At 71.7% G+C, this 22,476-nt stretch carries 21 protein-coding genes; 11 read left to right on the forward strand and 10 right to left on the reverse strand.

Features of this window, described 5'->3' with window-relative positions:
• Positions 1-229 precede the first annotated feature (229 nt).
• Together KDK95_RS16625 and KDK95_RS16630 are read right to left on the reverse strand one after the other, a co-directional pair.
• Complete coding sequence (locus tag KDK95_RS16625; protein WP_212519089.1) at positions 230-505, reverse strand: hypothetical protein; 276 nt, start codon at positions 503-505, stop codon at positions 230-232.
• Positions 506-1,427: 922 nt separating this feature from the next.
• The gene (locus KDK95_RS16630) at positions 1,428-2,267 is read right to left on the reverse strand and encodes an inositol monophosphatase family protein (RefSeq protein WP_212519090.1); all 840 of its coding nucleotides are present in this window, start codon (positions 2,265-2,267) and stop codon (positions 1,428-1,430) included.
• Positions 2,268-2,348: 81 nt separating this feature from the next.
• Between KDK95_RS16630 and KDK95_RS16635 the strand changes: the two genes are divergently transcribed.
• The 6 genes from KDK95_RS16635 (at position 2,349) to KDK95_RS16660 (ending at position 8,749) form a co-directional block, all read left to right on the forward strand.
• Complete coding sequence (locus KDK95_RS16635; RefSeq protein ID WP_212519091.1) at positions 2,349-3,131, forward strand: GNAT family N-acetyltransferase; 783 nt, start codon at positions 2,349-2,351, stop codon at positions 3,129-3,131.
• 44 nt (positions 3,132-3,175) lie between these two features.
• Positions 3,176-3,745: a type II toxin-antitoxin system PemK/MazF family toxin gene (locus KDK95_RS16640; RefSeq protein ID WP_249161409.1), complete on the forward strand. Its 570-nt coding sequence runs from the start codon at positions 3,176-3,178 to the stop codon at positions 3,743-3,745.
• A gap of 97 nt (positions 3,746-3,842) precedes the next feature.
• A complete protein-coding gene (locus tag KDK95_RS16645; RefSeq protein WP_212519092.1) occupies positions 3,843-7,094 on the forward strand; it encodes a DEAD/DEAH box helicase in 3,252 nt (1,083 codons plus the stop codon).
• A 15-nt stretch (positions 7,095-7,109) separates the two neighbouring features.
• Complete coding sequence (locus KDK95_RS16650) at positions 7,110-7,883, forward strand: SWIM zinc finger family protein (RefSeq protein WP_212519093.1); 774 nt, start codon at positions 7,110-7,112, stop codon at positions 7,881-7,883.
• Positions 7,884-8,031: 148 nt separating this feature from the next.
• Positions 8,032-8,382 carry an SHOCT domain-containing protein gene (locus tag KDK95_RS16655; RefSeq protein WP_212519094.1) on the forward strand — a complete coding sequence of 117 codons (351 nt, stop codon included), beginning with the start codon at positions 8,032-8,034 and terminating at the stop codon, positions 8,380-8,382.
• 115 nt (positions 8,383-8,497) lie between these two features.
• Positions 8,498-8,749 carry a hypothetical protein gene (locus tag KDK95_RS16660; RefSeq protein WP_212519095.1) on the forward strand — a complete coding sequence of 84 codons (252 nt, stop codon included), beginning with the start codon at positions 8,498-8,500 and terminating at the stop codon, positions 8,747-8,749.
• Positions 8,750-8,762: 13 nt separating this feature from the next.
• On the opposite strand, the gene KDK95_RS16665 is transcribed toward KDK95_RS16660, so the two are convergent.
• From KDK95_RS16665 to KDK95_RS16675, 3 genes are all read right to left on the reverse strand, one after another.
• On the reverse strand, positions 8,763-9,365 hold the full coding sequence (locus tag KDK95_RS16665; RefSeq protein WP_212519096.1) for a hypothetical protein: 603 nt from the start codon (positions 9,363-9,365) through the stop codon (positions 8,763-8,765).
• A gap of 87 nt (positions 9,366-9,452) precedes the next feature.
• The gene (locus tag KDK95_RS16670) at positions 9,453-10,604 is read right to left on the reverse strand and encodes a flotillin family protein (RefSeq protein WP_212519097.1); all 1,152 of its coding nucleotides are present in this window, start codon (positions 10,602-10,604) and stop codon (positions 9,453-9,455) included.
• Between the two features lie 31 nt (positions 10,605-10,635).
• Positions 10,636-10,896 carry an NfeD C-terminal domain-containing protein gene (locus KDK95_RS16675; RefSeq protein ID WP_307844400.1) on the reverse strand — a complete coding sequence of 87 codons (261 nt, stop codon included), beginning with the start codon at positions 10,894-10,896 and terminating at the stop codon, positions 10,636-10,638.
• A gap of 235 nt (positions 10,897-11,131) precedes the next feature.
• On the opposite strand from KDK95_RS16675, the gene KDK95_RS16680 reads away from it, so the two are divergent.
• Positions 11,132-12,385: a multidrug effflux MFS transporter gene (locus tag KDK95_RS16680; protein ID WP_212519099.1), complete on the forward strand. Its 1,254-nt coding sequence runs from the start codon at positions 11,132-11,134 to the stop codon at positions 12,383-12,385.
• A 76-nt stretch (positions 12,386-12,461) separates the two neighbouring features.
• On the opposite strand, the gene KDK95_RS16685 is transcribed toward KDK95_RS16680, so the two are convergent.
• Positions 12,462-12,938 carry a hypothetical protein gene (locus KDK95_RS16685; protein ID WP_212519100.1) on the reverse strand — a complete coding sequence of 159 codons (477 nt, stop codon included), beginning with the start codon at positions 12,936-12,938 and terminating at the stop codon, positions 12,462-12,464.
• A gap of 263 nt (positions 12,939-13,201) precedes the next feature.
• On the opposite strand from KDK95_RS16685, the gene KDK95_RS16690 reads away from it, so the two are divergent.
• Both KDK95_RS16690 and KDK95_RS16695 read left to right on the forward strand, forming a co-directional pair.
• Positions 13,202-14,725, forward strand: a complete 1,524-nt coding sequence (locus KDK95_RS16690; protein ID WP_249161411.1) for a M48 family metallopeptidase — start codon at positions 13,202-13,204, stop codon at positions 14,723-14,725.
• A gap of 134 nt (positions 14,726-14,859) precedes the next feature.
• On the forward strand, positions 14,860-15,729 hold the full coding sequence (locus KDK95_RS16695) for a metallophosphoesterase family protein (RefSeq protein WP_212519102.1): 870 nt from the start codon (positions 14,860-14,862) through the stop codon (positions 15,727-15,729).
• A 162-nt stretch (positions 15,730-15,891) separates the two neighbouring features.
• Here the strand turns inward: KDK95_RS16695 and der are convergent, their stop codons facing one another.
• The 4 genes from der to aroH all read right to left on the reverse strand — a co-directional run bounded on the left by der (position 15,892) and on the right by aroH (position 19,808).
• Entirely contained in the window at positions 15,892-17,358 is a 1,467-nt protein-coding gene (der, locus tag KDK95_RS16700) for a ribosome biogenesis GTPase Der (protein WP_212519103.1), read from the reverse strand.
• 109 nt (positions 17,359-17,467) lie between these two features.
• Positions 17,468-18,163 (reverse strand): (d)CMP kinase, encoded by a 696-nt coding sequence (cmk, locus tag KDK95_RS16705; protein WP_212519104.1) that lies wholly within the window; start codon positions 18,161-18,163, stop codon positions 17,468-17,470.
• Positions 18,164-18,351: 188 nt separating this feature from the next.
• A complete protein-coding gene (locus tag KDK95_RS16710) occupies positions 18,352-19,449 on the reverse strand; it encodes a prephenate dehydrogenase (RefSeq protein ID WP_212519105.1) in 1,098 nt (365 codons plus the stop codon).
• Entirely contained in the window at positions 19,446-19,808 is a 363-nt protein-coding gene (gene aroH / locus KDK95_RS37735; RefSeq protein ID WP_212519106.1) for a chorismate mutase, read from the reverse strand. Before aroH ends, KDK95_RS16710 begins: the two co-directional genes overlap by 4 nt.
• Before the next feature lie 208 nt (positions 19,809-20,016).
• Here aroH and pyrG point away from each other — a divergent pair, with 208 nt between their 5' ends.
• Positions 20,017-21,654 carry a CTP synthase gene (gene pyrG / locus KDK95_RS16720; RefSeq protein ID WP_212519107.1) on the forward strand — a complete coding sequence of 546 codons (1,638 nt, stop codon included), beginning with the start codon at positions 20,017-20,019 and terminating at the stop codon, positions 21,652-21,654.
• Positions 21,651-22,292: an NUDIX domain-containing protein gene (locus KDK95_RS16725; RefSeq protein ID WP_212519108.1), complete on the forward strand. Its 642-nt coding sequence runs from the start codon at positions 21,651-21,653 to the stop codon at positions 22,290-22,292. The genes pyrG and KDK95_RS16725 overlap by 4 nt, the downstream gene beginning before the upstream one ends.
• The last annotated feature ends 184 nt before the right edge of the window (positions 22,293-22,476 follow it).

Here is a 22,476-nt window from a genome sequence, read left to right on the forward strand (position 1 = left end):
GGGTGGGTCTGGGGGGAACCGTGACGCTCGGTCCGTCGTTGGGGGTCAAGGATTGCCTCTTTCTGAGATCGGACTCGTGAGGTTGATCCGCCGCCACAGCAGGGATAGCCCCCCTGCTGTGGCGGCATCCGCCGTCGCGCGCGGACGGCGGCGCGGTGCGGACGTGCCGCGCGGACCTGCCGCGCGGACCTGCTGCGCGGACGTGCCGCGAGAGAGCCGGTCGCGGCGGCTACCGCGGCGGCATCTCGCGGGGCGCGGGGCCGCTGGAGGAGCCGAGCAGGTCCACCCGGCCCCAGATGAAGAACCGCTGGAACGAGCGGAGCAGCCAGTTGGCCTCCTCGCCGGTGAGCTTGCGCGCCAGGCTGGCGCAATAGGCCATGTCCTCCTCGGTCATCTCCAGGTCGTGCAGCTTGAACGGCGTCATCAGCGCCGACTGGTAGATGACCTGCGCCAGGCTCAGGCTGCCGGACGGCGGCGGGGGCGCGGACCCGCGTCTGTCCGTCATCGCGGCACCCCCGTACGCGCTGGTCCGGGGCGAACCGCCGGGGTCGCCGATTCGTTGTCAGTCAAGGATTGCCTCTTTCTGAGATCGGACTCATGAGGTGATCCGCCGTCACGGCAGGGATAGCCCCCCTGCTGTGGCGGCCACCGCCGCCGCGGGGACGGCGGGGTCGGGGTGATTTCGGCGGCGGGCAACTCCCGCGCGGCGACCCGTCGCGGCCTGCGGTCCATGACGTCATAAGGGGTCATCGACCCGTGCAGCCGTGGGGCCGCCGCCGACCGGCGTGCCGCCACTCCCGTGTGTCGTATGCTCAGGCCCCGTGCGGCCGCGGTGCCGCCTGGCCTGGGGGAATCGGCGATCGGCCGTCCCCGTGTCTGCAACGGCTCGTCACCACGATCGGACCCGAGCCGACGTCGTTCATGTCTCGCTACCTCCACAGCACTGGTGCCGTGTGTGGTGCCACGTCAGGAAATTGCACGGTCAGGGCTCGTCGGCGTGGGCGCGCCGGGAGCGGCACGGTCGGCGGAATCGGGGCGGGACCCGGCGGAGCGAGTACGAACCATGCGAACCCTCTGCCGGCACCTCGCCACGCGCGGACGGATCTCCCTCAGCCGTCACACGCGCTCGAATCTGCCATCCGGTTAGCGTGGCGGGCGCGGGGTGTCGGGTTCACCACCGTTGTCCGCCAGCGCGAGCATCGCACGGTCTGGCGCTCGTGTCGTCGATCGACGCGCCCCAGCTTGGTAACAATCCGGTTGACATCGATCACTTAGCGTAGTCAGCTCGTTGAGCACCCCATGACTACTACCGGGCTCCGCGGCCACGGACTAGGGCCGAAGGTCCCGTATCGTTGCGCGGGAAAACGTTGCGGGGGCGGGGTTTCCGCGGGACCAGGCCATTCGGCCCGCCCAGTCCTTCCGGCGGCCTACTCCCACGGCCCGACCCGGACGCCCGCCGCGGCGATCAGGGCCTTGGCGGTCGCGGCGTCCGGCGCGACCACGAACGGCAGCGCGTTGCCCCCGGCGAGCCGGAACGGCGTCCCCGCCGAGGTCAGCGCGACGCCGCCGGCCTCGGCGTGCAGCAGCAGGCCGGCCGCGTGGTCCCAGACGTTCTCCCAGACCATCAGCGCGCACGTCCGCTTGCCCGCCGCCAGCGTCACGTATTCGAGCCCTGCGCCGTCGCCGTAGGACAGCCACACGCCGTGCGTGCTCAGGGCCGTGATCGCCTCCCTGGCCCGCTCGTTCCAGAAGCGCGGACGCGAGGTCGAGACCGGGACGTCCCGCAGGCCGTCTGCCGGGTCGGGCGCCGGGGCCACGCGCAGGCGCTCGCCGTCGAGGTACGCGCCCCCGCCCTTGACCGCGTGCGCCATCCGCCCGAAGTAGGGCTCGTAAATCCAGGCCGCCAGCAACTCGCCGCCCCGGGCGAGGGCGACCAGGACGGTGAAGCGGGCGTTGGCGTTCGCGTAGTTCTCGGTGCCGTCGATCGGATCGATGATCCACACCGGATCCGGCCCGTCGAGCGCGTCCAGCACGCCGCGGTCGGCGAACACCGCCTCCTCGCCGACGACGCGGGAGCCGGGCAGCAGGTCCCGCAGCTTCTCGGTCAGCGCCTGCTCGGAGGCCCGGTCGGCGACCGTGACCAGGTCGCCCGGCCCCTTCTCCACGATCTCGCCGTCCTCGAGCCGCCCGAAGCGGGGCAGGATCTCGGTGGCACCGACCTCGCGGATGATCTCCGCGACCCGGGCAATCTGCGCGTCGTCCAGCATGGTGATCACTCTGCCAGAGACTTCGAGCGGCGGGAATGAATAATCCGTGGCGGTCCGGCGCACGATCGGTAGCCTGCGGACATGGACTCCGCAGCGGTGCTCGCGCTCTTCGACCGGCAGCTTCGTCGCGATCATCACGGGGAGGGGCCGGGCGACCGGGTCGAGCGGGTGGGCGACGTGGTGCGGCTGGTCGCCTCCGGCGGCGCCGGCTGGTGCGGGGTGGTGTGGTCGGATCTGAACGCGCGGAACGCGGACGCGGCGATCGCCGAGCAGGTGCGGTACTTCACGGAACTCGGGCGCGAGTTCGAGTGGAAGCACTACAGCCACGACATGCCCGCCGACCTCGCCGACCGGCTGCTGAAGGCAGGGTTCGCGCCCGAGGAGCCGGAGGCGCTGATGATCGCCGAGATCGCGGGACTGCCGACGGAGCCGCGGCTGCCGGAGGGGGTGCGCATCGTCGAGGTGACGGACGCGGCCGGGGTCGCCCAGATGGTGCGGGCGCACGACGCGGCGTTCGGGCGGCCCTCGCCGCGCTTGGAGCAGCAGTTGCTGCGGCAGGTCGCGGACCGCGACGCGTCATTGGTCGCGCTCGTGGTGCTCGCCGGGGACGACGAGCCGGTCTGCGCCGCGCGGCTGGAACTGCACAAGGGCACCGAGTTCGGCAGCCTGTGGGGCGGCGGCACGGCCCCGCGGTGGCGCGGTCAGGGCATTTACAAGGCCACGGTGGCGTACCGGGCGCGGATCGCGGCCGAGCGCGGCTGCCGCTACCTCCAGGTCGACGCATCCGACGACAGCCGCCCGATCCTCGGCCGGCTCGGCTTCCACCCGCTCGCCGTCACGACGCCCTTCGTGTATGAGCCCTGATAGGGCGCGGCGCGGTGTCCGGGCGGACCGATAAGGTGCGTCGCATGACCGAGACCCATCACCCGACTCCCATGGACCTGCCGCACCACCAGGTCCAGCACGAGCCGCACATCAACGCCCGACCGGACGCCGAGCACGACGGCCACGCGCCGGGCCGCGCGCAGCACGAGCACGACCCGTTCGCGGACTCGCCCGGCAAGTCGGGTCCGTTCGCCACCGTCGAGGTGGACCCGCGCGCGCTGGGTCCGGTGCACACCGAGTACGCGCCGAAGCACGACGGCGCCCCGGAGCCCGGCGAGGTCGTCTGGACCTGGGTGCCCTACGAGGAGCACGACGGCCGCGGCAAGGACCGCCCGGTGCTGGTCGTGGCGCACGAGAAGGGCCTGGATACCCAGCTGGCGATCAAGCTGACCAGCGTCTGGCACGCCGACGCGGAGAACTGGGTGGACGTCGGCAACGGCGCCTGGGACCGGGAGGCCCGCGAGTCCTGGGCCGTGGTCGACCGGGTCATCCGGATCCACCAGCACGGCATCCGGCGCGAGGCCTGCGCGATGCCGCGCGAGGACTTCGACAAGGTCGTCTCGCACCTGCGCGAGCGGTACCGCTGGAGCTGACACACCCCGGCCGCGGGCGGCGGCAACCCCCGAGCACCGTGGGATACGCTGGAGTTTTACGAAGCGAACGATCCGGCGAGGGGAATCCGAGCGAGCGATGTACGTCCTGCACGCGCAGTTCAGCGAGTCCGGCCTGTGGGAGCTGTGGGCCGAGGACTCCGAGCGCGCGCGGGCGTTCGCGGCGAAGGGCGGCAAGGGCAAGGCGCCGGCCGGGGTCGCGCGCCATCCCTTCGCCGCCGACCCGGCCGAGCTCGCCGAGGTGCTCAAGGGCGCGGGCCCGGTGGTCGCCGCGGCCCTGGCCGAGGCGGATCCGCGCGGCTCGCTGCCGCTCGCGCTGCCCTCGGGGCCGCGCTCGCCGCTGCCCGGCGACCGGTTCGCCCGGGTCGCCGGGCTCGCCGAGGCGCCCGCGCACGCCGCCCGGGCCGGCGCCGAGGGGGCCGCGCGGCCCGGCCCCGAGCTGCGCGCCTGGATCGTGCCGACCCTCGCCCTGGACCCGGCCGCCGGCGCCGGGCTGCTGCTCGCGCTCGGCGGCGGCGACCTGCTGACCGTGTACGACGAGGAGGGCACCGAGCGGGAGCTGCCGCTCGACCCCAGCGTCTCCTACGCGCACGCCGTCGCCGCGTTCGCCGACGCGCTGGTCAGCCGCGGCGAGATCCACCCGTGGCTGGCCTACCAGCCGCAGGAGCGCGGCTACTTCGCCAGCTGGGTGCCGGCCTACGCGCTGGAGTCGGCCGCGCATCGCAGGGCGCTGATCTCCGCGATGCCCCCGGCGTTCCGCTGCCAGCTGCTCGGCGAGGAGCTGACCGGGCTGCCCGCCGAGGAGGTGTTCGACAACGCGCTCGCCGCCCTCGTCGACGCCTACGTGCTCGCGGCTTTCGCCGGACCGCACGGCCTGCACGGCGAACCGCTGGTCCCGGCCGGCCGCCGCGGCCGGCCGTCCGCCGCCGAGCTGTGGCTCAGGGCCCTGACGACGACGAAGGGCAACCGGCTCGATCCTGACCTGCTCGAGCCGGAGCAGGCCGACGAGCTGATCGACCTGCTCGAGGCGTGGACCACGGCCGCCGTCGACGAGGAGGGCCCGGTCCGCACCTGCTTCCGGCTGCGCGATCCCGGCCAGCAGGAGCACGACGTCGAGGACTGGTCGGTCGAGCTGCTGCTGCAGTCGACTCAGGACCCTTCGCTGCTCGCCACCGCCCCGGAGGTGTGGAAGCGCTCGGGCGCCGCGCGGCTGCTGCGGCAGACGGGCGTGGACCCGCGCCAGGCGCTGCTGCAGGGCCTCGGCCGTGCCGCGCGCTACTTCCCGCAGCTCGGCGAGGCGCTGCGGCAGCCGAGCCCGGACGTGGTCCGGCTCAACGCCGAGCAGGCCCTGCACTTCCTGCGGCACACCGCGCCCGCGCTGCGCGAGCGCGGCTTCGGGGTGCTGCTGCCGCCGTGGTGGGCCGGCAAGCGCGCCCGGGTCTCGCTGAACCTGCACGCCGAGGCGCCCGCCTCGCAGCCCGGCGCGGCAGAGCAGGAGAAGGACGCGAAGTTCGGCCTGCAGGAACTGCTGAAGTACCAGTGGAAGGCCTCGATCGGCGCGATAGAGCTCACCGACGAGGAGTTCAAGGAGCTCGCGGCCGCCAAGACGGACCTGGTCCAGCTGCGCGGCGAGTGGATCGAGGTGGACGCGGCCCGGCTCGCGGCCGCCGCGCAGGCGCTCGGCAGCGCGCAGACCGGCACGATGACCGCCGCCGAGGTGCTGAGCCAGGCGATGCACGGCCTCGACCAGAAGCGGCTGCCGCGCTCGCTGCTGGACAACCCGCTCGAGGTCGCGGTCAGCTCGACCGGCTGGCTCGGCGACCTGCTCTCCGGCTCGGTCGAGCAGCGGTACGCGGTGGCCAGGGAGCCGCGCGGGCTCAAGGCGAGGCTGCGGCCCTACCAGAAGCGCGGCGTGGGCTGGCTGACGTTCATGGACGGGCTCGGCCTCGGCGCGATCCTGGCCGACGACATGGGCCTCGGCAAGACCGTCCAGGTGCTGACGCTGCTGGAGCAGGAGCGCACCGAGGCCGGGCGCCGGCGCATCGACCCGACGCTGCTGATCTGCCCCATGTCGCTGGTCGCCAACTGGCAGCGCGAGGCCGAGCGGTTCACCCCGCGGCTGAAGGTCCACGTGCACCACGGCTCGGAGCGCCTGGAGGGCAAGGCCTTCGAACGCGAGGTCAAGGGCGTGAACCTGGTCATCACGACGTACGCGCTGGCCCTGCGGGACCGCGAGCAGCTGAGCGAGGTCGGCTGGCGGCGGATCGTGATCGACGAGGCGCAGGCGATCAAGAACGCGGCGACGAAGCAGGCCCGCGCGATCCGCTCGCTCACCGCGCCGCGCCGGATCGCGCTGACCGGCACGCCGGTGGAGAACCGGCTCGCCGACCTGTGGTCGATCATGGAGTTCGCCAACCCCGGCCTGCTGGGCACCGCCGAGCAGTTCAAGGACCGCTTCGCCCGCCCGATCGAGCGCGGCAACGAGGGCGCGGACGCGGCGGCCGAGCGGCTGCGCCAGGCGACCTCGGCGTTCGTGCTGCGCCGGGTGAAGACGGACCCGAACATCATCAGCGACCTGCCGGACAAGGTCGAGATGCCGGTGGTGTGCAACCTGACCAGCGAGCAGGCGAGCCTCTACCAGGCCGAGGTGGACCGGATGCTGGCGGCCGTGCAGTCGGCGAAGGACGGCATCGGCAAGAAGGGCGTCGTGCTGGCCGGGCTCACCCGGCTCAAGCAGATCTGCGACCATCCCGCGCTCTTCCTCAAGGACGGCTCGCGGCTGCCGGGCCGCAGCGGCAAGCTGGCGCGCGTCGAAGACCTCTGCGACGAGGTGCTGGCCGCCGGCGAGCGGGCGCTGCTGTTCACCCAGTACGCCGAGTTCGGCGGGATGCTGCAGCGCCACCTGGCCGAGCGCTTCGGCCGGCCGGTCGCCTTCCTGCACGGCGGCACCCCGAAGGCCGCGCGCGACGAACTGGTGCGCCGCTTCGAGCTGCCGGACGGCCCGCCGCTGTTCGTGCTCTCCCTCAAGGCCGGCGGCGTCGGCCTGAACCTGACCGCGGCCAACCACGTGCTGCACGTGGACCGCTGGTGGAACCCGGCGGTGGAGAACCAGGCCACCGACCGCGCCTTCCGCATCGGACAGCGCAAGAACGTGCAGGTCAGGAAGCTGATGTGCGCGGGCACCCTGGAGGAGCGGATCGATCGGGTGATCGAGGACAAGAAAGGCCTGGCCGAGCGGATCGTGGGCTCCGGCGAGAGCTGGCTGACGGAGCTGTCGGTGACGCAGCTGCGCGAGCTGGTCCTGCTCTCCGGCGACGCGGTGGTGGAGTAGGGGGCTGATCAGATCATGGCGGTGCGGCAGTTCGGCGAACACTGGTGGTCCAAGCGGCTGATCACGGTGCTGGAGAGCTTCGGCTACGGCCCGCGCCTGGCACGCGGCCGCGGCTACGCGCGCAGCGGGGCGGTGCAGGAGCTGGAGATCCGGCCCGGCGAGGTCTACGCGAGCGTGCAGGGCTCGCGGCGCCGGCCGTACAGCGTGACGATCGAGATCGACGTGCTGCGCGCCGAGCAGTGGGACCGCGTCGTCAAGCAGCTGGCCGGACGGGTGGACCTGCTCTCCGCACTGCTCGCCGGCCAGATGCCCGAGCACATCGAGGACGCCTTCCACGACACCGGCCTGACCCTGTTCCCGACCCGCCGCGAGTTCGTCGCCGACTGCACGTGCCCTGACATGGCCAACCCGTGCAAGCACATCGCAGCGACCTGCTACGTCCTCGCCGACCGCCTCGACGAGGACCCCTTCGCGCTGCTCGCCTGGCGCGGCCGCCGCAAGACCGAGCTGATGCGCAAGATCGAGTCGCTGCGCGACGCGCAGGCCTGGGCGCAGCCGGACACCAGCCCCGAGCCGGAGGACGCCGCGCTGGCGGACTGCGTGGACCGCTTCTGGGAGAGCCCCCAGCCGCTGCCCGACCTACCGAAGCCGCAGCCCGACGAGCGCCCCGGCGCCATCCTCGACCGCTACGGCCCCCTCGGCATCGGCGTGAGCGGCGAAGGCGAGCGCGACGCCCCCGACCTGACGGATCTGCTGCGCCCCGCGTACGCGGCGCTGGCGCGGCGCTGACCGTTGCGGCGTCGTTGCGCAAATGACGCACTCACCTCGGTACCGTCGTGAGAGTGGAGATCGGGGACGGGGACGCGCCGCCTACGCGGCGCTGACCGTTGCGGCGTCGTTGCGCAAATGACGCACTCACCGCAGTACCGTTGGGAGAGTGGAGCTCGGGGACGGGGCACGAGGGTTCTTCCGCTTGATCGGCTGGCTGGCGGGGATCGCGCTGGTGGTCGTGATCGTGTTCTGGATCCTGGTGGCGATCCAGTTCCATCGGTATCAGCAGGTACCCGATGTCGGCGGGACCGCCCGCTCGTCGGCGGTCGTGGCCGCGGACCGGGGTGCGGCGGCCGAGATAAGCAGTGCCCTGGCACAAGCCGCGCCGCACGGCGCATCCCGGCCGGCGAGCGGACCGACCACGGTTTCGGATTACTGCATCAGCCAGAGAGTCGCCAGCTTCGGCGAGCAGTGGGGGCCGACGCGCTGCGTGCGCACGGCCGTCGGGTACTACTAACTTCACCGCCCCGCTGACGCAGGGCACGGAGACCTGGGGCGCCGCGCTGCGCGCGAACGGATGGAGCGGCGTCGGCACCCGCCCAGGCAACGCTTCGGGGTATTACTCCCGCAGCGTGAACGACGCGGCGACCGGCGAGCTGACGCTGCACCTGGACATCCGCTGGGCCGAGCGGCCGCAGCTGACCCCGATGGCTGACTCACCCGGCGACGCGCCGGTCGACCCGTACGACGCCACGGTGGCCTGGATCGAGAAGCCGGCCGTGACGCCGGACGCGGTGGAGTCGGCCGCGTTCGCGCACTATGGGTACGTCGCCATCGCGAGCCTGACCGTCGTCTACTACGACACTGCGGCAGCCACACCGTAGGCGCAGAGCCGCTTTAGGCGAGCGCCTTGGCCTGAATGAGCTCGGCGACCAGGGACACGGCCTCGGCCCGACCCGCCGACTCGACGGCGTCGCGCAGTTCGGAGAGCTTGTCGACGACGTCGTGGACGTCGGTGTCGGGGTGCGCGGCGTCGTCGAGGTCTAAAACGACGACGGTGTCATCCGCGTAGTGCACCTTGCCGTCCCGGAACACGACGAGCGCCTTGCTCCCGGCAGCGGTCTTGGACTTCGGCGCGGACTTGCGCTTCTTCGCCTTGGCGGGCTCCGCCTCGGCCGTACGCGGCTGCGGGACGTCCTCGGCGGAAGTCTGCTCGGCAGATGTCTGCTCGGCGGCCGGCTCCGGGGCTTGCTCGGCGGCGGGTCCGGACTCGGGCTCTGCTGCGGGCTCGCGCTCCGCTGCGGGCTCGCGCTCCGCTGCGGGCTCGCGCTGCGCTGCGGGCTCGGGCTCGGTCGCCGATTCCGTGAGGACCGCCGCCATCGACTCCGCCACCGACTCCGGCGTCGGCTCCGCTGTCGGCCCGTTCGCCGCCCCGGCCACCGCTCCGTCGCCCGCCTCCGCGTCCGCCGCGATCGCACTTGCGCTCTGTGTCGCATCCATACCCGGCCCAACGACGCCGGGGCCGGACGGTAACCCCGTCCGAGGTGGTTCGCTCGGACGGGGCTCCGTCGATTCGTGCTGCGACCGCTACCGCTGCGGGCGGTCGGTCGGCGCGGCGTCCTGGACCTGGACCCGCTCGACCTCGGTACCCGGCTGCTCGACGACCTCGCCGAGCCCCGACTTCACCGACTCCAGGATCGTCAGGCCCTGGCTGACCAGACCGGCCGCGATCTGGCCGAGGCCGTCCGCACCGTTGAGCACATTGATGTTCGCGCCCTGCAGGCCGTTCGCCGCCTCGCGCACGATCTGCGGCAGCTGGTCGATGATCATCCGGTCCAGCGCGACGCGGCCGTTGGACGCGGCGGCCTCGGCCTGGATCCGCATCCGGTCCGCCTCCGCCTCGGCCAGCACCCTGATGCGTTCGGCCTCGGCCTGCGCGGGCTTGACCACCTCGGCCTGCAGCTGCTGCTGGCGCAGCTCGGCCGCCCGCTGGGCGAGCTCGGTCTGCGCGAGGAGCACCTGCTGCTGGGCGCTGGCCTGCGCGAGCGGGCCCGCCTGGGCCGCCTCGGCCTGCGCCTTGTCGATCTGCGCCTTGTACTGCGCCTGGACGACGGCGGTCTGCCGCGCGTACTCGGCGCGCTGGCGCTCCGCCTCCTGCTCGGCCATCGACGACGCCCGGGTCGCCTCGGCCTGCGCCACCTGCGCCTGCCGCCGGATCTCGGCCTTGTGCGGGGCGCTCATCGCCTCGATGTAGCCGCTGCCCATGTCGTCGATCGACTGGATCTGCAGCGAGTCGACCAGCAGGCCGATCTTGGCCATCTCGCCCTTCGAGGTGTCGAGCACCGCCTCCGCGAGCTTCTGCCGCTCGGTGATGATCTCCTCGACCGTCATCGAGCCGATGATCGAGCGCAGGTGGCCCGCGAAGATCCGGCCGGTCAGCACCGACATCTGGCTCTGATCGGACAGGAACCGCTGCCCGGCGTTGACGATGGACTCCGGGTCGTTGCCGACCTTGAACGCGATAATGGCCTTGACCTGCAGCGGGATCGCCTGCTTGGTCACACAGGTCTCGGCGACCTCGGCCTCGGCCATCGCCAACGTGAGGAACCTGACCTTACGGAAGATCGGCAGCACGTACGTCCCGTGCCCCGTCACCACCCGGAACGGCGCCCCGCCCTGCCGCCGGCCGCCCGAGACCAGCATCGCCTGGTCCGGGGCCGGAACCTTGTAGAACAGCATCGTTTGTAGCTCCCCTACTTCCCACACGCTGTCACGACGGCTCGATACCGCCGAGCTCGTCCAATGGATCTTCGGGCCAGGGCACCACCTCAACGGCGCGCGGACCCCGGGCGGTCACGGCCAGCACCTGGGTACCGCGCGGCAGCGGCCGCTCGGACCAGGCGATGTATGCCTCCGTGCCCCCGCGGATCCCCAGCAATGCCTCGCCGGGACCCGCCGCCCCGCGCGTGCCGATCGTCAACACCCCGGTGGAGCCCAGGGCGGACTCGTCCTGCACCGCTTGCTCACGCACCCCTCGCGTCGATCCGGGACGCCATCCGGGCATCCGCAGGTTTCCACGCTACTCCTGTGCCCCCGCCTGTGACAGGCCGGGCGGCCCTGTTCGGCGCGCCGCCCGGCGCCCCCGGGTGACGCAGGATTTCCCCAGCTCGCCACCGGTACGGGACAATACGGAGGCGCACCCTTTACCCGCGCGCCTCACCCGCGTGGCCCCCGCCGATCGATTTCCCGCCAGGAGACTCCCCCGCATGGCAGCGTCCGCCGAGACCGTCGAGCCCGCCGAGGGGTCGCGGCCCGCCGCATCCCGCCGCCCGGGCCCCGCCGCCCGCCAGCCGATCGTGCTGCTCGGCGCACTGAGCGCGCTGGCGGCCCTGTCACTGGACATGTACGTGCCGGGCCTGCCCGCGATGGCCGCCGGCCTGCACACCACCGCGTCGGCCACCCAGCTGACGCTGACGGCGTGCCTCATCGGCCTGGCGCTCGGGCAGCTGTACGTCGGCCCGCTCAGCGACGCCCGGGGACGCCGCCGTCCGCTGCTGGTCGGCATGACGCTGTACACCGCGGCCTCGGTGCTCTGCGCCCTCGCGCCGTCGATCTGGGTGCTGATTCCGATGCGACTCGTGCAGGGCGCGGCGGGCGGCGCCGGCATGGTCATCGCGACGGCCGCGGTGCGCGACCGCGGCGAGAGCGGCACGGCCACCGCACGCCTGTTCGCGACGCTCATGGTCGTCAACGGCATCGCCCCGATCGCGGCCCCGGTGATCGGCGGCCAACTGCTGCACTGGACGACGTGGCGCGGCGTGTTCCTGGTTCTCGCCGGAATCGGCGCCGCATTGCTGCTGACCTCGGTGTTCCTCTTCGGGGAGTCACTGCCCACCGACCGGCGACGCCACGGCGGCGGGTCGCGCGCACTGATACCGGTCTACCGACGCCTGCTGCGGGACCGCGTGTTCGTGGGCTGCCTGCTCGGCAACGGCCTCGCGCTCGGCGCCATGTTCGGCTACATCTCCGGCTCGCCGTTCGTGCTCCAGGACATCCACGGCCTGACGGCTCAGCAGTACAGCCTCGTCTTCGCCGCGAACGGCACCGGCATCGTGCTCGGCAGCCAGGCGAGCCGGCTGCTCGTCGGCCGCTTCGGCGCGCACACGCTCATGCTGGCCGGCCTCATCGGCGTGACCGCGGGCGGCGTCGGCGTGCTGCTGAGCACGCTCTCCGGCGCGGGATTGCCCGTGCTGCTTCCGCTCTTGTTCGTCAACGTGGCCTGCCTCGGCCTCGTACTGCCGAACGCCGGGGCGCTGGGCCTCGCGAAGCACGGCGACGCGGCCGGCGCGGCGGCCTCGCTGCTCGGCCCGACACCGTACGTGCTGGGCGCGCTCGCATCCCCGCTCGTAGGCCTGGGCGGTCGGCACGACGCCGTGCCGATGGGCGTGGTGATCGCGCTCTTCGACGCCCTCGCGCTCGGCGCTTTCGCGATCCTGACCGGTGGGACCGAAACGGAGTAAACCGGAGGGAGCCTGCGCCGCGCCCTCGGCGACGCCGCGCAAACCCCCGCCTCAATCGTCCCGGTTACCTGTCCGGTCAGGGAACCATGGTCACCATCTGCCCGTGCGGCATTCCGAGCTGCGCCCGGATCTCATTTCCCCAGTCCGTCAGATTCCTGATGTTCACCGCCGAGAAGGCGATGGCACTCGTGATCCGCTCGTTCGTGGCCTCGACGTGAGCGTCCAGCTTGTCGACCTTGTCGCTGAGCACGCCGACCTCGACCCGCAGTCCGCCGACCTCCGACTCCAGCCCGCCCATCCGCGTCCCCAGCCCGCGCAGCTGCACCACGATGCTGTTCGTCGCCTCCTCCACCCGCCCCATCCTGTCCTCGACCTGGTCCATCCTGCCCTCGAACCGCCCCATCCGGCCCTCGACGCGGTCCATCCCGTCCTCGAACCGCCCCATCCGGCCGTCCAGGCCGTCGATGCGTCCGCCGAGCCCCTGGATGGCCGCCAGCACGTCGCGGATGGTGGGTTCCGCGCGGCCGATCACCGCACCCTCGGTCATGGTCATCGTCCACCCCTTTCTTTATACGGTCATTCCGGAAACACACTCTAACGGCTCGTCAGTTTTCCCTGTCAAGCGGAAGGGACGTGGATATCCACCATCACCCGATTCAGCGAGCAGAAATTCCGGCGCCTTTTCTCCGCCCCGTTCTTCGCCCTATTATTCGCCCCATTCTTCGCCTTTCCTTCGCCCTATGACGCCGCCTGGTACGCTCACGCGCGGGAGGGTGTGGATCCGTGAGCATAGGTGTACGCGCGGCATTGGCTGTCATGCTGCTGATTGGCTTCTACGTCATGGGCCTCGGGCTGATCGCCGTGGTGGTGGGGATCAACATCCTCATGTGCTTCAGCAGGGCGCCGGTGACCGCGATTCTCGCGCTGCCGTTCACGGCAGCGGCGTTCTTCCTGGTGGGAAGGGCGTTCTACGCCTCACTCAGGCTCCGCCCACGTGAGATCGCCGGCGTCGCGGTGCCCGAGTCGGAGCAGCCCGCCGTCTGGTCCGCGATCCGCACGGCGGCGGCCGCGGCCGGAACGGCTCCGCCCGACTGCCTGTGGATCGATTCCCGGTTCAACGCCTCCGTGTACGAGCAGACCCGCTGGCTCGGTCTGCGACCCGGGCAGCGGCACCTCGTCGTCGGCGCGCCGATGCTGGTGGCCTTGTCGCCGGCCAGGCTCGACGCCGTCCTCGCGCACGAATTCGGCCACTTCGCCCATCGCGACACGCACCTGCTGCCCATCGTCATGCGAGGCCGGTCAGGGCTGGCCGCGGCTCTGCGTACCGCCAGTTTCTTCAAGACGGCGAACGTGAGCAACGGACGCTGGCTGGTCACCGTGCAGATCCTGGTCGTCAGGCTCATCCACGCCTACGCGGTCGGGTTCCTCAAGACCACCCAGAAGATCAGCCGGTCCCAGGAGTACCTCGCCGACCGGATCAGCGCGGAGCTGTGCGGGCGCGACACGGCCGCGGCCATGCTGTCCGACCTTCCGGCCTACGGCGCGGCCTACCATTTCTACCGAGCCCGCTTCGCCGACGTCGGCACCGGCCTCGGCCTTGTTCCGATGCCCGAGGAGCTGTTCGCGGGCTTCGGCAGAATGCTCGACGAATCCCGTTGGCAGACCGCCGTCGAAGCGCAGCGACCGGCTCCCCCCGTGCGCAAGCCCACGCCCTTTGACTCCCACCCGCCGATCGCGGACCGCGTAGCCGCTCTTCGTGCACTGCCCAGCGACGGACGCCCCGAGGACAAATCCTCAGACCGCGCCGTCGACCGTTTCGACGATGCGGCAGTCCTGCTGGCCGCGGTCGCGCGAAGCGAAGCGCAACGAGCGGATAAGCACGCCGTGGACTGGGACACGTTGGCAGACGCCGTCGCGCGGGCGCGGGCCCGCAACATTGCGGGCCCGCTCATTGCCGCCATACGCATGCTCAACGGAACACCGGCAACGCTCGCAGGCTTCTTCGACCGGGTGGAGGCCGGCCAGATGGAAGTCGTACTCCACCGCATGCTGACACCGGCGCAGGTGGGCTACACCACGTCGAATCCCGCAGTCGCTCTCGAGATCGGCGCGCGGGCGCTGGCGTCTGCGCTGCCCGCATGGATCAACGCCGAACTTGCCGAGGCCGGGCTGGTGAGGTGGAAGCACTCGTGGGCAGGCGCTCCGGTTCTCGATGCGCAAGGCGTCCCCGACGATCTCAACGAGGCGCTCGCTGCCCTTCTCGGCGCCGAGCCCTCGCAAGCCGGCCCGGCCGCCGCGGCACTGCGGGACATTCTCAAGGGTGCGGGAGTGCCCGTCTGATAAGGGCGACGCGGGCGTGGGGCGGCATCGGGTTCGACGGAGGAATCGCCCGGGTCAGGCTTGCTGCGAGAAGGGCACGCCTGCTCGGCTCGCGCTAGTATCGTCGAAAGCTGTCATGGGGGGGTAGCAAGAGGATGAAGGTCGCGTTCTTCGGCGACGTGCACGGGCGCGTGCTGCATGCACTCGGCGCGGCGGTGATGCTGCAGAAGCGGCGGCGAATCCGGCTCGACGCGATGGTGCAGGTCGGCGATCTCGGATCGTTCCCCTCGCCGGAGCGACTCGACGAGGCCACGCGGAGGTTCATCGTGGGCAACCCGGCGGAGGGCGACTTCTTCCGGCTCCTCGATCCGTCGCCGCAACTGGCCGAGGGCGTGCGAGCGGCGCTTGAGCAGGTTCCGGCGTTCCTGTTCGTCAGCGGCAACCATGAGGACCACGACTGGCTGGCCGGACTGCATCAGGCGGCTGCCGCCGCCGTGACGCCGGTCGATCCGCTGGGTGCGTACCGCCACGTCGCGTGCGGGAGTGTCATCGACGTTGCCGGTCAGCGCGTGGGTTTCCTCGGACGTATCGAGTCGGACGACATGGACTACGAACCGGAGGCGTACGACGCGTTCCTCGCCGCGGAACCGGGCAGCGTCGACATCCTGGTCACTCACGACGGACCGCGCGGTCTCTCGGAATACCGCGGCATTCCCCGGGGCTCGGCCAAACTCTCCCGGCTCATCGGCCACCTTCGGCCGCGGCTTCACGTCGGCGGCCACTACCACCATCAGAACGGTCCCCGACGCTACGGATCGACCGTCTCCTACGCGCTTGCCGACCTCGTGGGAGCGAAGACGAACCACAGGACCGCCGAGCCGGTCAATCCGCGGCAACAGATCAAGGCGGGCAGCATCGGCGTGCTCGACACGGACACGTACGACTTCGAGTACGTCCACGATGCCTGGCTCGCCGAAGTCAGCGGTGACCGGCTGGATCTGGCCGGCCTCGTCGAAGCTGAGTGATCTGCGCCCTGCTCCCGCCCCGGCTACAGTTCCTGCTCCGATAACGGCTCCGGCTACAGTTCCTGCTCCGATGACGACTCCGGCTACGGTTCCCGCTCCGGCTACAGTTCCTGCCCCCGCCCCGGCTACGGCTCCTGCCCCGTAGCCGGCGCTGGCTCCGGCTTACTTCTTCTTCACCCGGCCGCCGCGCTTCTCGCGCACCCGCACCGAGATCTCGATGGGGGTGCCGGCGAAACCGAACTCCTCGCGGAGGCGGCGCTCGATGAAGCGGCGGTAGCCGGCCTCGAGGAAGCCGGAGGCGAACAGGACGAACCTCGGCGGCTTGGCCGAGGGCTGGGTGCCGAACAGGATGCGGGGCTGCTTGCCGCCGCGGACGGGGTGCGGGTGCTCGGCGACCAGGGTGCCGAGGAAGGCGTTGAGCTTGCCGGTGGAGATGCGGGTCTCCCAGCCCTGCAGCGCCGTCTCGATGGCGGGGACGAGCTTCTCGACGTGGCGGCCGGTGCTGGCGGAGATGTTCACGCGCGGGGCCCACTGGACCTGGACGAGTTCCTGCTCGATCTCGCGCTCGAGGTAGTAGCGGCGCTCGTCGTCGAGCTTGTCCCACTTGTTGTAGGCGATGACCAGGGCGCGGCCGGACTCGGCGACCTTGGAGATGATGCGCAGGTCCTGCTCGGCGAGGGTCTCGCTGACGTCGATCAGGACGACGGCGACCTCGGCCTTCTCGATCGCGGCGGCGGTGCGCAGCGAGGCGTAGTAGTCGGCGCCGAAGGTGTGGTGCACGCGGCGCCGGATGCCGGCGGTGTCGACGAAGCGCCAGGTCTTGCCGCCGAGCTCGACCATCTCGTCGACCGGGTCGCGGGTGGTGCCGGCGGTGGAGTCGACCACGACGCGGTACTCGCCGGCCAGGCGGTTGAGCAGCGAGGACTTGCCGACGTTCGGCTTTCCGACCAGGGCCACGCGGCGCGGTCCGCCGAGCGGGGTGCCGAAGGTCTCGGCCGGCGGCTGCTTCGGCAGCGCCTCGAAGATCGCGTCGAGCATGTCGCCCGCGCCGCGGCCGTGCATCGCCGAGACCGGGTGCGGCTCGCCGAGGCCCAGGTTCCACAGCGCGGCGGCCTCGGCCTCGAGCTGCGGGTTGTCGACCTTGTTGGCGACCAGCACGACCGGCTTCTTGCTGCGCCGCAGCACGCGCACGAACGCCTCGTCGGTGTCGGTCAGCCCCACCGTGGCGTCGACGACGAACAGCACGGCGTCGGCCAGCTCGACGGCGATCTCCGCCTGCTCGGCCACCCGCTTGTCCAGGCCGGCGACGTCGACCTCCCAGCCGCCGGTGTCCATCACCATGAACCGGCGCCCGGACCAGTTGGCCTCGTAGGAGACGCGGTCGCGGGTCACGCCCGGCACATCCTGGACCACGGCCTCGCGGCGGCCGAGGATGCGGTTGACCAGCGTGGACTTGCCGACGTTGGGGCGCCCGACGATGGCGAGCACCGGCAGCAGGCCGCCGCCGGGGACGTCCTCGCCGCCCTCCTCGGCCGAGAGGTCGATGGGCTCGGCGTTCCCGTACTCGTCGACGAACTCGCTCGGGTCGAATGGGGCGTCGAGTTCGAACTCGGCGTCGTCGTCGTACATGGGGAGGTCCTCACCGGCAGGCGTGTGTAACCCTCCTATTGTGCCGTAAAGCGGGGACGAACCTTGACGGGCGAGCTCCGGCCGCCCTCGACGAGCATCGGAGACCCGCCTACGACCGGACCGCCTCCGTCGCGATCTCGACGATCCTGGCGATGACGTCGGCCAGGCTCAGGTGCGTCCCGTCCACCACGACGGCGCCGGGGGCGGCGTCCAGCGGCCGGGTGGTCAGCGCGTCCTCGGCGTCGCGCCGGGCCAGGTCGGCCTGGGTCTTGATGAGGTCGGCGCCGCCGTTCTCGGCGCCGCGGCGGGCGGCGCGCACGGCCTGATCGGCCGTCAGGTAGATCTTCGTGTCGGCCACCGGCCAGACCACGGCGGCGATGTCCCGGCCCTCGGCGACCACGCCGGGCCCCTCGGCCAGCGCGGCGCGGATGTACTCGCGCTGCAGCTCGATCAGCCGGTTGCGCACGGTCTGCACGCCGGCCACCCGGGAGACCGCGTCGGTCACGGCCTGGCCGCGGATCTCGGCGTCCACCCGGCGGCCGTCGACGGTTATCGTCGGCGCCTCGGGGTCGGTGCCGGACTCGAGGCGCGGCCACAGGCTCGCCGAGGCGATCGCCGCCGCGTCGTCCACGTCGACGCCGTGCTCGATCATCCACCAGGTCAGCGCGCGGTACTGCGCGCCGGTGTCGAGGTAGCGCAGGCCGAGGTCGGCGGCCACGCCGCGCGAGGTGCTCGACTTCCCTGAGCCGGACGGCCCGTCGATCGCGACGACCACCCCATGGCCCGACGGCTTGTACTGCGACACCGGCTCTCCCCACTCATGACTGCGGAACTCGCGTAGCTCTGTCACTGCGCAACTCTGTCAATGCTCTGTCGAATATGGCGCCGTCGTACGGCGCGGGACCGCTTCGGTTCCGCACGGTAATTCTGCACGGTGGTTCTGCATGGTGGTTCTGCGCGGCGGTTCTGCACGGCGGTTCTGCACGGCCCGGTTCAGTTCTGCACGGTCCAGCCGCGCTCGACCAGCTGCGCGGCCAGGCCCGGCGCCGCGTCCGGGTCGACGTACAGGGTGACCAGGCCGACGTTCTGCCCTGGCGAGTGCTCGATCGCCAGGTCCTCGATGTTGACCCTTATCGCGCCGACGGCCGCGAACAGCCTGGCGAGCTCGCCGGGCGCGTCGCCGATCACGACGGGGACCGCGGCGTAGGCGGCGCGCGGCGCGCCGTGCTTGCCCGGGATCCTGGCCTGGCCGGCGTTTCCGCGGCGCAGCCGGGCGACGAGCTCCTCGGCCGCCGCCTCGCCCGCGGGGCTGTTGGGCTCCTTGGCCAGGGAACGTAGCGAGCCGATGACGGCGGCCAGGTCCCCGGCGTAGTCCTCGAGCACGTCGGCGACGGCGCCGGCGTTCGCGGTGAGGATCTCCCGCCACAGCGCCGGATCCCCTGCGGCGATGCGGGTCACGTCGCGCACGCCCTGGCCGGCGATGCGCGCGGCCTCCTCGCTGGCGTGCTCGAGGCGGGCGGCCATCAGGGCGGAGACCAGGTGCGGGGCGTGCGAGATCAGGGCGACGGCGTGGTCGTGCTCGACGGGGTCCATCACCACCGGCACGGCGCCGCACAGCGAGACCAGCTCCAGCGCGCGGTTGAGCACGTCGCGGCGGGTGCCCTGGTCGGGGGTGAGCACCCAGGGCCGGCCCTCGAACAGGTCGGCGCGGGCGGCCAGCGGGCCCGACTTCTCCCGGCCGGCCAGCGGGTGCCCGCCGATGTACCCGGTCGTGTCCAGGCCGAGTGAGGCGGCCTCGGCGGCAGGGCTGCCCTTGACCGAGCAGACGTCGGTGTAGGCGCGGGCGAGGTTGCGCGCCTGGGCGTCGCGCAGGGTGCGCGCGACGTGCGCCGGGGGCACGGCCAGGATCGCCAGGTCCACCGGCTGCTCGAGGCCCTCGGGCACGAGCACGGTGCCGGCGCCGAGCGAGGCCGCGGTGCGCGCCGCGTCCGGGTCGCGGTCCTCGAGCAGCACGAGCACGCCGTGCCGGGAGAGGGCGAGGGCGACCGACGTGCCGATCAGGCCGGTGCCGAGGACGACCGCCGTCTTCATTGCGCGATGTCCGTCCGCAGCGCGGCGGCGCCGCCGAGGTAGACGTGCCGCACCTCCTGCTTCGAGCGCATGGTCTCGACGTGCGCGAGGATCCGCACCACCCGGGGCATGGCGCCCGCCTTGGCGATCTCGCTCGCGCACAGCAGCGGGGTGTCGGCCAGGCCAAGCTCGCGCGCGGCCAGCGCGGGGAACTCGCTGGTCAGGTCGGGGGTCGCGGTGAAGACCATGGAGATGACGTCCTCCGGGGTGAGCGCGTTCGCCTCGAACAGCGCCGTCACCAGCTCGGTCGTCGCGCCCAGCACCAGGCTGCGCTCGTCCGCGTCCACCTGGACCGCGCCGCGCACCGCGCGCACCGCCACCGCCGCACCTCCGGGAGTCTTTCGGGCCTGCCCTGCGTCCGCGATCAGCCTATCCGAACCGGGGGTCACCCGGACGAGTCGGCCGCAGCGCGGTCCCTCCTGACGAAGCGGCAGGCTTTCGCTGATAAGCTGGTAGCCCGTGGACGACGAGGCCGTCCCCCGCTCATCCGGCCAATCATCACGACCCCACGGGAGCCCCGCGTTGGCAGTGTCCAGCAGAACCAAGCACCTCTTCGTCACCGGCGGCGTCGCCTCCTCGCTGGGCAAGGGCCTGACGGCCTCCAGCCTGGGCGCGCTGCTCAAGGCCCGCGGCCTGCGGGTGACCATGCAGAAGCTGGACCCCTACCTCAACGTCGACCCCGGCACGATGAACCCGTTCCAGCACGGCGAGGTCTTCGTCACCGACGACGGCGCCGAGACGGACCTGGACATCGGCCACTACGAGCGCTTCCTCGACACCGATCTGCACGGCTCGGCGAACGTGACCACGGGCCAGATCTACTCCTCGGTGATCGCCAAGGAGCGGCGCGGCGAGTACCTCGGCGACACGGTCCAGGTCATCCCGCACATCACGAACGAGATCAAGGCGCGGATGCTGGCCGCGGACGGTCCGGACATCGACATCGTGATCACCGAGATCGGCGGCACGGTCGGCGACATCGAGTCGCAGCCCTTCCTGGAGGCCGCGCGCCAGGTGCGGCACGAGATCGGCCGCGGCAACTGCTTCTTCCTGCACATCTCGCTGGTGCCGTACATCGGCCCGTCGGGCGAGCTGAAGACCAAGCCGACACAGCACTCGGTGGCCGCGCTGCGCTCCATCGGCATCCAGCCGGACGCGATCGTCTGCCGCGCCGACCGGCCGATCCCGGACTCGATCAAGCGCAAGATCTCGCTGATGTGCGACGTGGACGAGGAGGCGGTGGCCACCGCGGCCGACGCCCCGTCCATCTACGACATCCCGAAGGTGCTGCACGCCGAGGGCCTGGACGCCTACGTGGTGCGCCGGCTGGACCTGCCCTTCCGCGACGTGGACTGGAAGGTCTGGGACGAGCTGCTGCGCCGGGTGCACAACCCGGAGCGGGAGGTCACGGTCGCGCTGGTCGGCAAGTACATCGACCTGCCGGACGCCTACCTGTCGGTCACCGAGGCGCTGCGCGCCGGCGGCTTCGCGAACAGCACGCGGGTGAACATCAAGTGGGTGCCCTCGGATGACTGCGAGACCGACGAGGGCGCGCGCGAGGCGCTGGGCGCGGTGGACGCGGTGTGCATCCCGGGCGGCTTCGGCGTGCGCGGCATCGAGGGCAAGATCAACGCGGTGAAGTACGCGCGCGAGCACAAGATCCCGACGCTGGGGCTGTGCCTCGGCCTGCAGTGCATGGTGATCGAGAGCGCGCGGCACCTGGCCGGGATCGAGGGCGCCAACTCGGCCGAGTTCGACGAGAACACCAAGCACCCGGTCATCTCCACGATGGCCGACCAGGTGGACATCATCGCGGGCGGCGACCTCGGCGGCACGATGCGCCTGGGCCTGTACCCGGCGGTGCTCGCCGAGGGCTCGCTGGTGCGCGAGGCGTACTCCGGCCTGGCCAAGATCGAGGAGCGGCACCGGCACCGCTACGAGGTGAACAACAAGTACCGCGAGCAGATCGCGGCCGGCGGCCTGGTCTTCTCCGGCACCTCGCCGGACGGCCGCCTGGTCGAGTTCATCGAGCTGCCGCGCGAGACGCACCCCTACTTCGTGGCCACCCAGGCGCACCCGGAGCTGCGCTCGCGCCCGACCCGTCCGCACCCGCTGTTCGCCGGGCTGATCGCGGCCGCGGTCGAGCGGCAGAATGTCTCTCCGTGACGACGGAAGCCGAATTCGAGATCGAAGACACCGCGGAATCCTGGCCGGTGCTGAGCAGCAAGGTGCTGGCCGAGGGCGGGATCAGCGCGTACCACGAGGACCTGGTCCTGATGGTCGACGGGACGCGGGCGCGCCGGCAGTACACGACGCACCACGGCGCGGTCGGGGTGATCGCCCTGGACGACGCGGGCCGGATGCTGACGCTGCGCCAGTACCGGCACCCGGTGCGCCGGCTGCTGTGGGAACTGCCCGCCGGGCTGCTGGACAAGTCCGGGGAGCACCCGCTGACCGCGGCCAAGCGCGAACTGTACGAGGAGGCGCACCTGCAGGCCGCCGAGTGGCGGGTGCTGGTGGACTACTTCAACTCCTCCGGCACCTCCGACGAGGCGACGCGGATTTTCGTCGCGCGCGGGGTGAGCGCGGCGGACGGCGAGCAGTTCGCCCGGGAGGGCGAGGAGGCCGGGATCGTCGCGCAGTGGATAGCGCTGCCCGAGATGGTCGAGCGGGTCTTGGACGGCCGGGTCGGCACCTCCTCGATGGTGGCCGCCGTCTGCGCGCTCCAGGTGGCACTCACCCGTCCGGGTGGTTGGGACTCCCTGCGGCCCGCGGACGCCCCGTGGCCCGCTCGTCCCTTCTAGATTCAACGGAAAAGCCCATTCCGAGCCTTGCTAACTAAGGCGCGGGATGGGCTTTTCCTGGGAAGCAAGAGATAAGTGCCCGACAGTGCGTCGGGCCTTCCCGGAAACGCGCTGCACGCTGTAAGGCCTTTCCGTAACGTCAAGAGCGAATTCCGGGGCTACGCTGCAAAGCAGATCCCTACCA

Origin of the sequence: Actinospica acidithermotolerans (genome assembly GCF_018139625.1) — a bacterium.
Lineage (GTDB): Bacteria > Actinomycetota > Actinomycetes > Streptomycetales > Catenulisporaceae > Actinospica > Actinospica acidithermotolerans.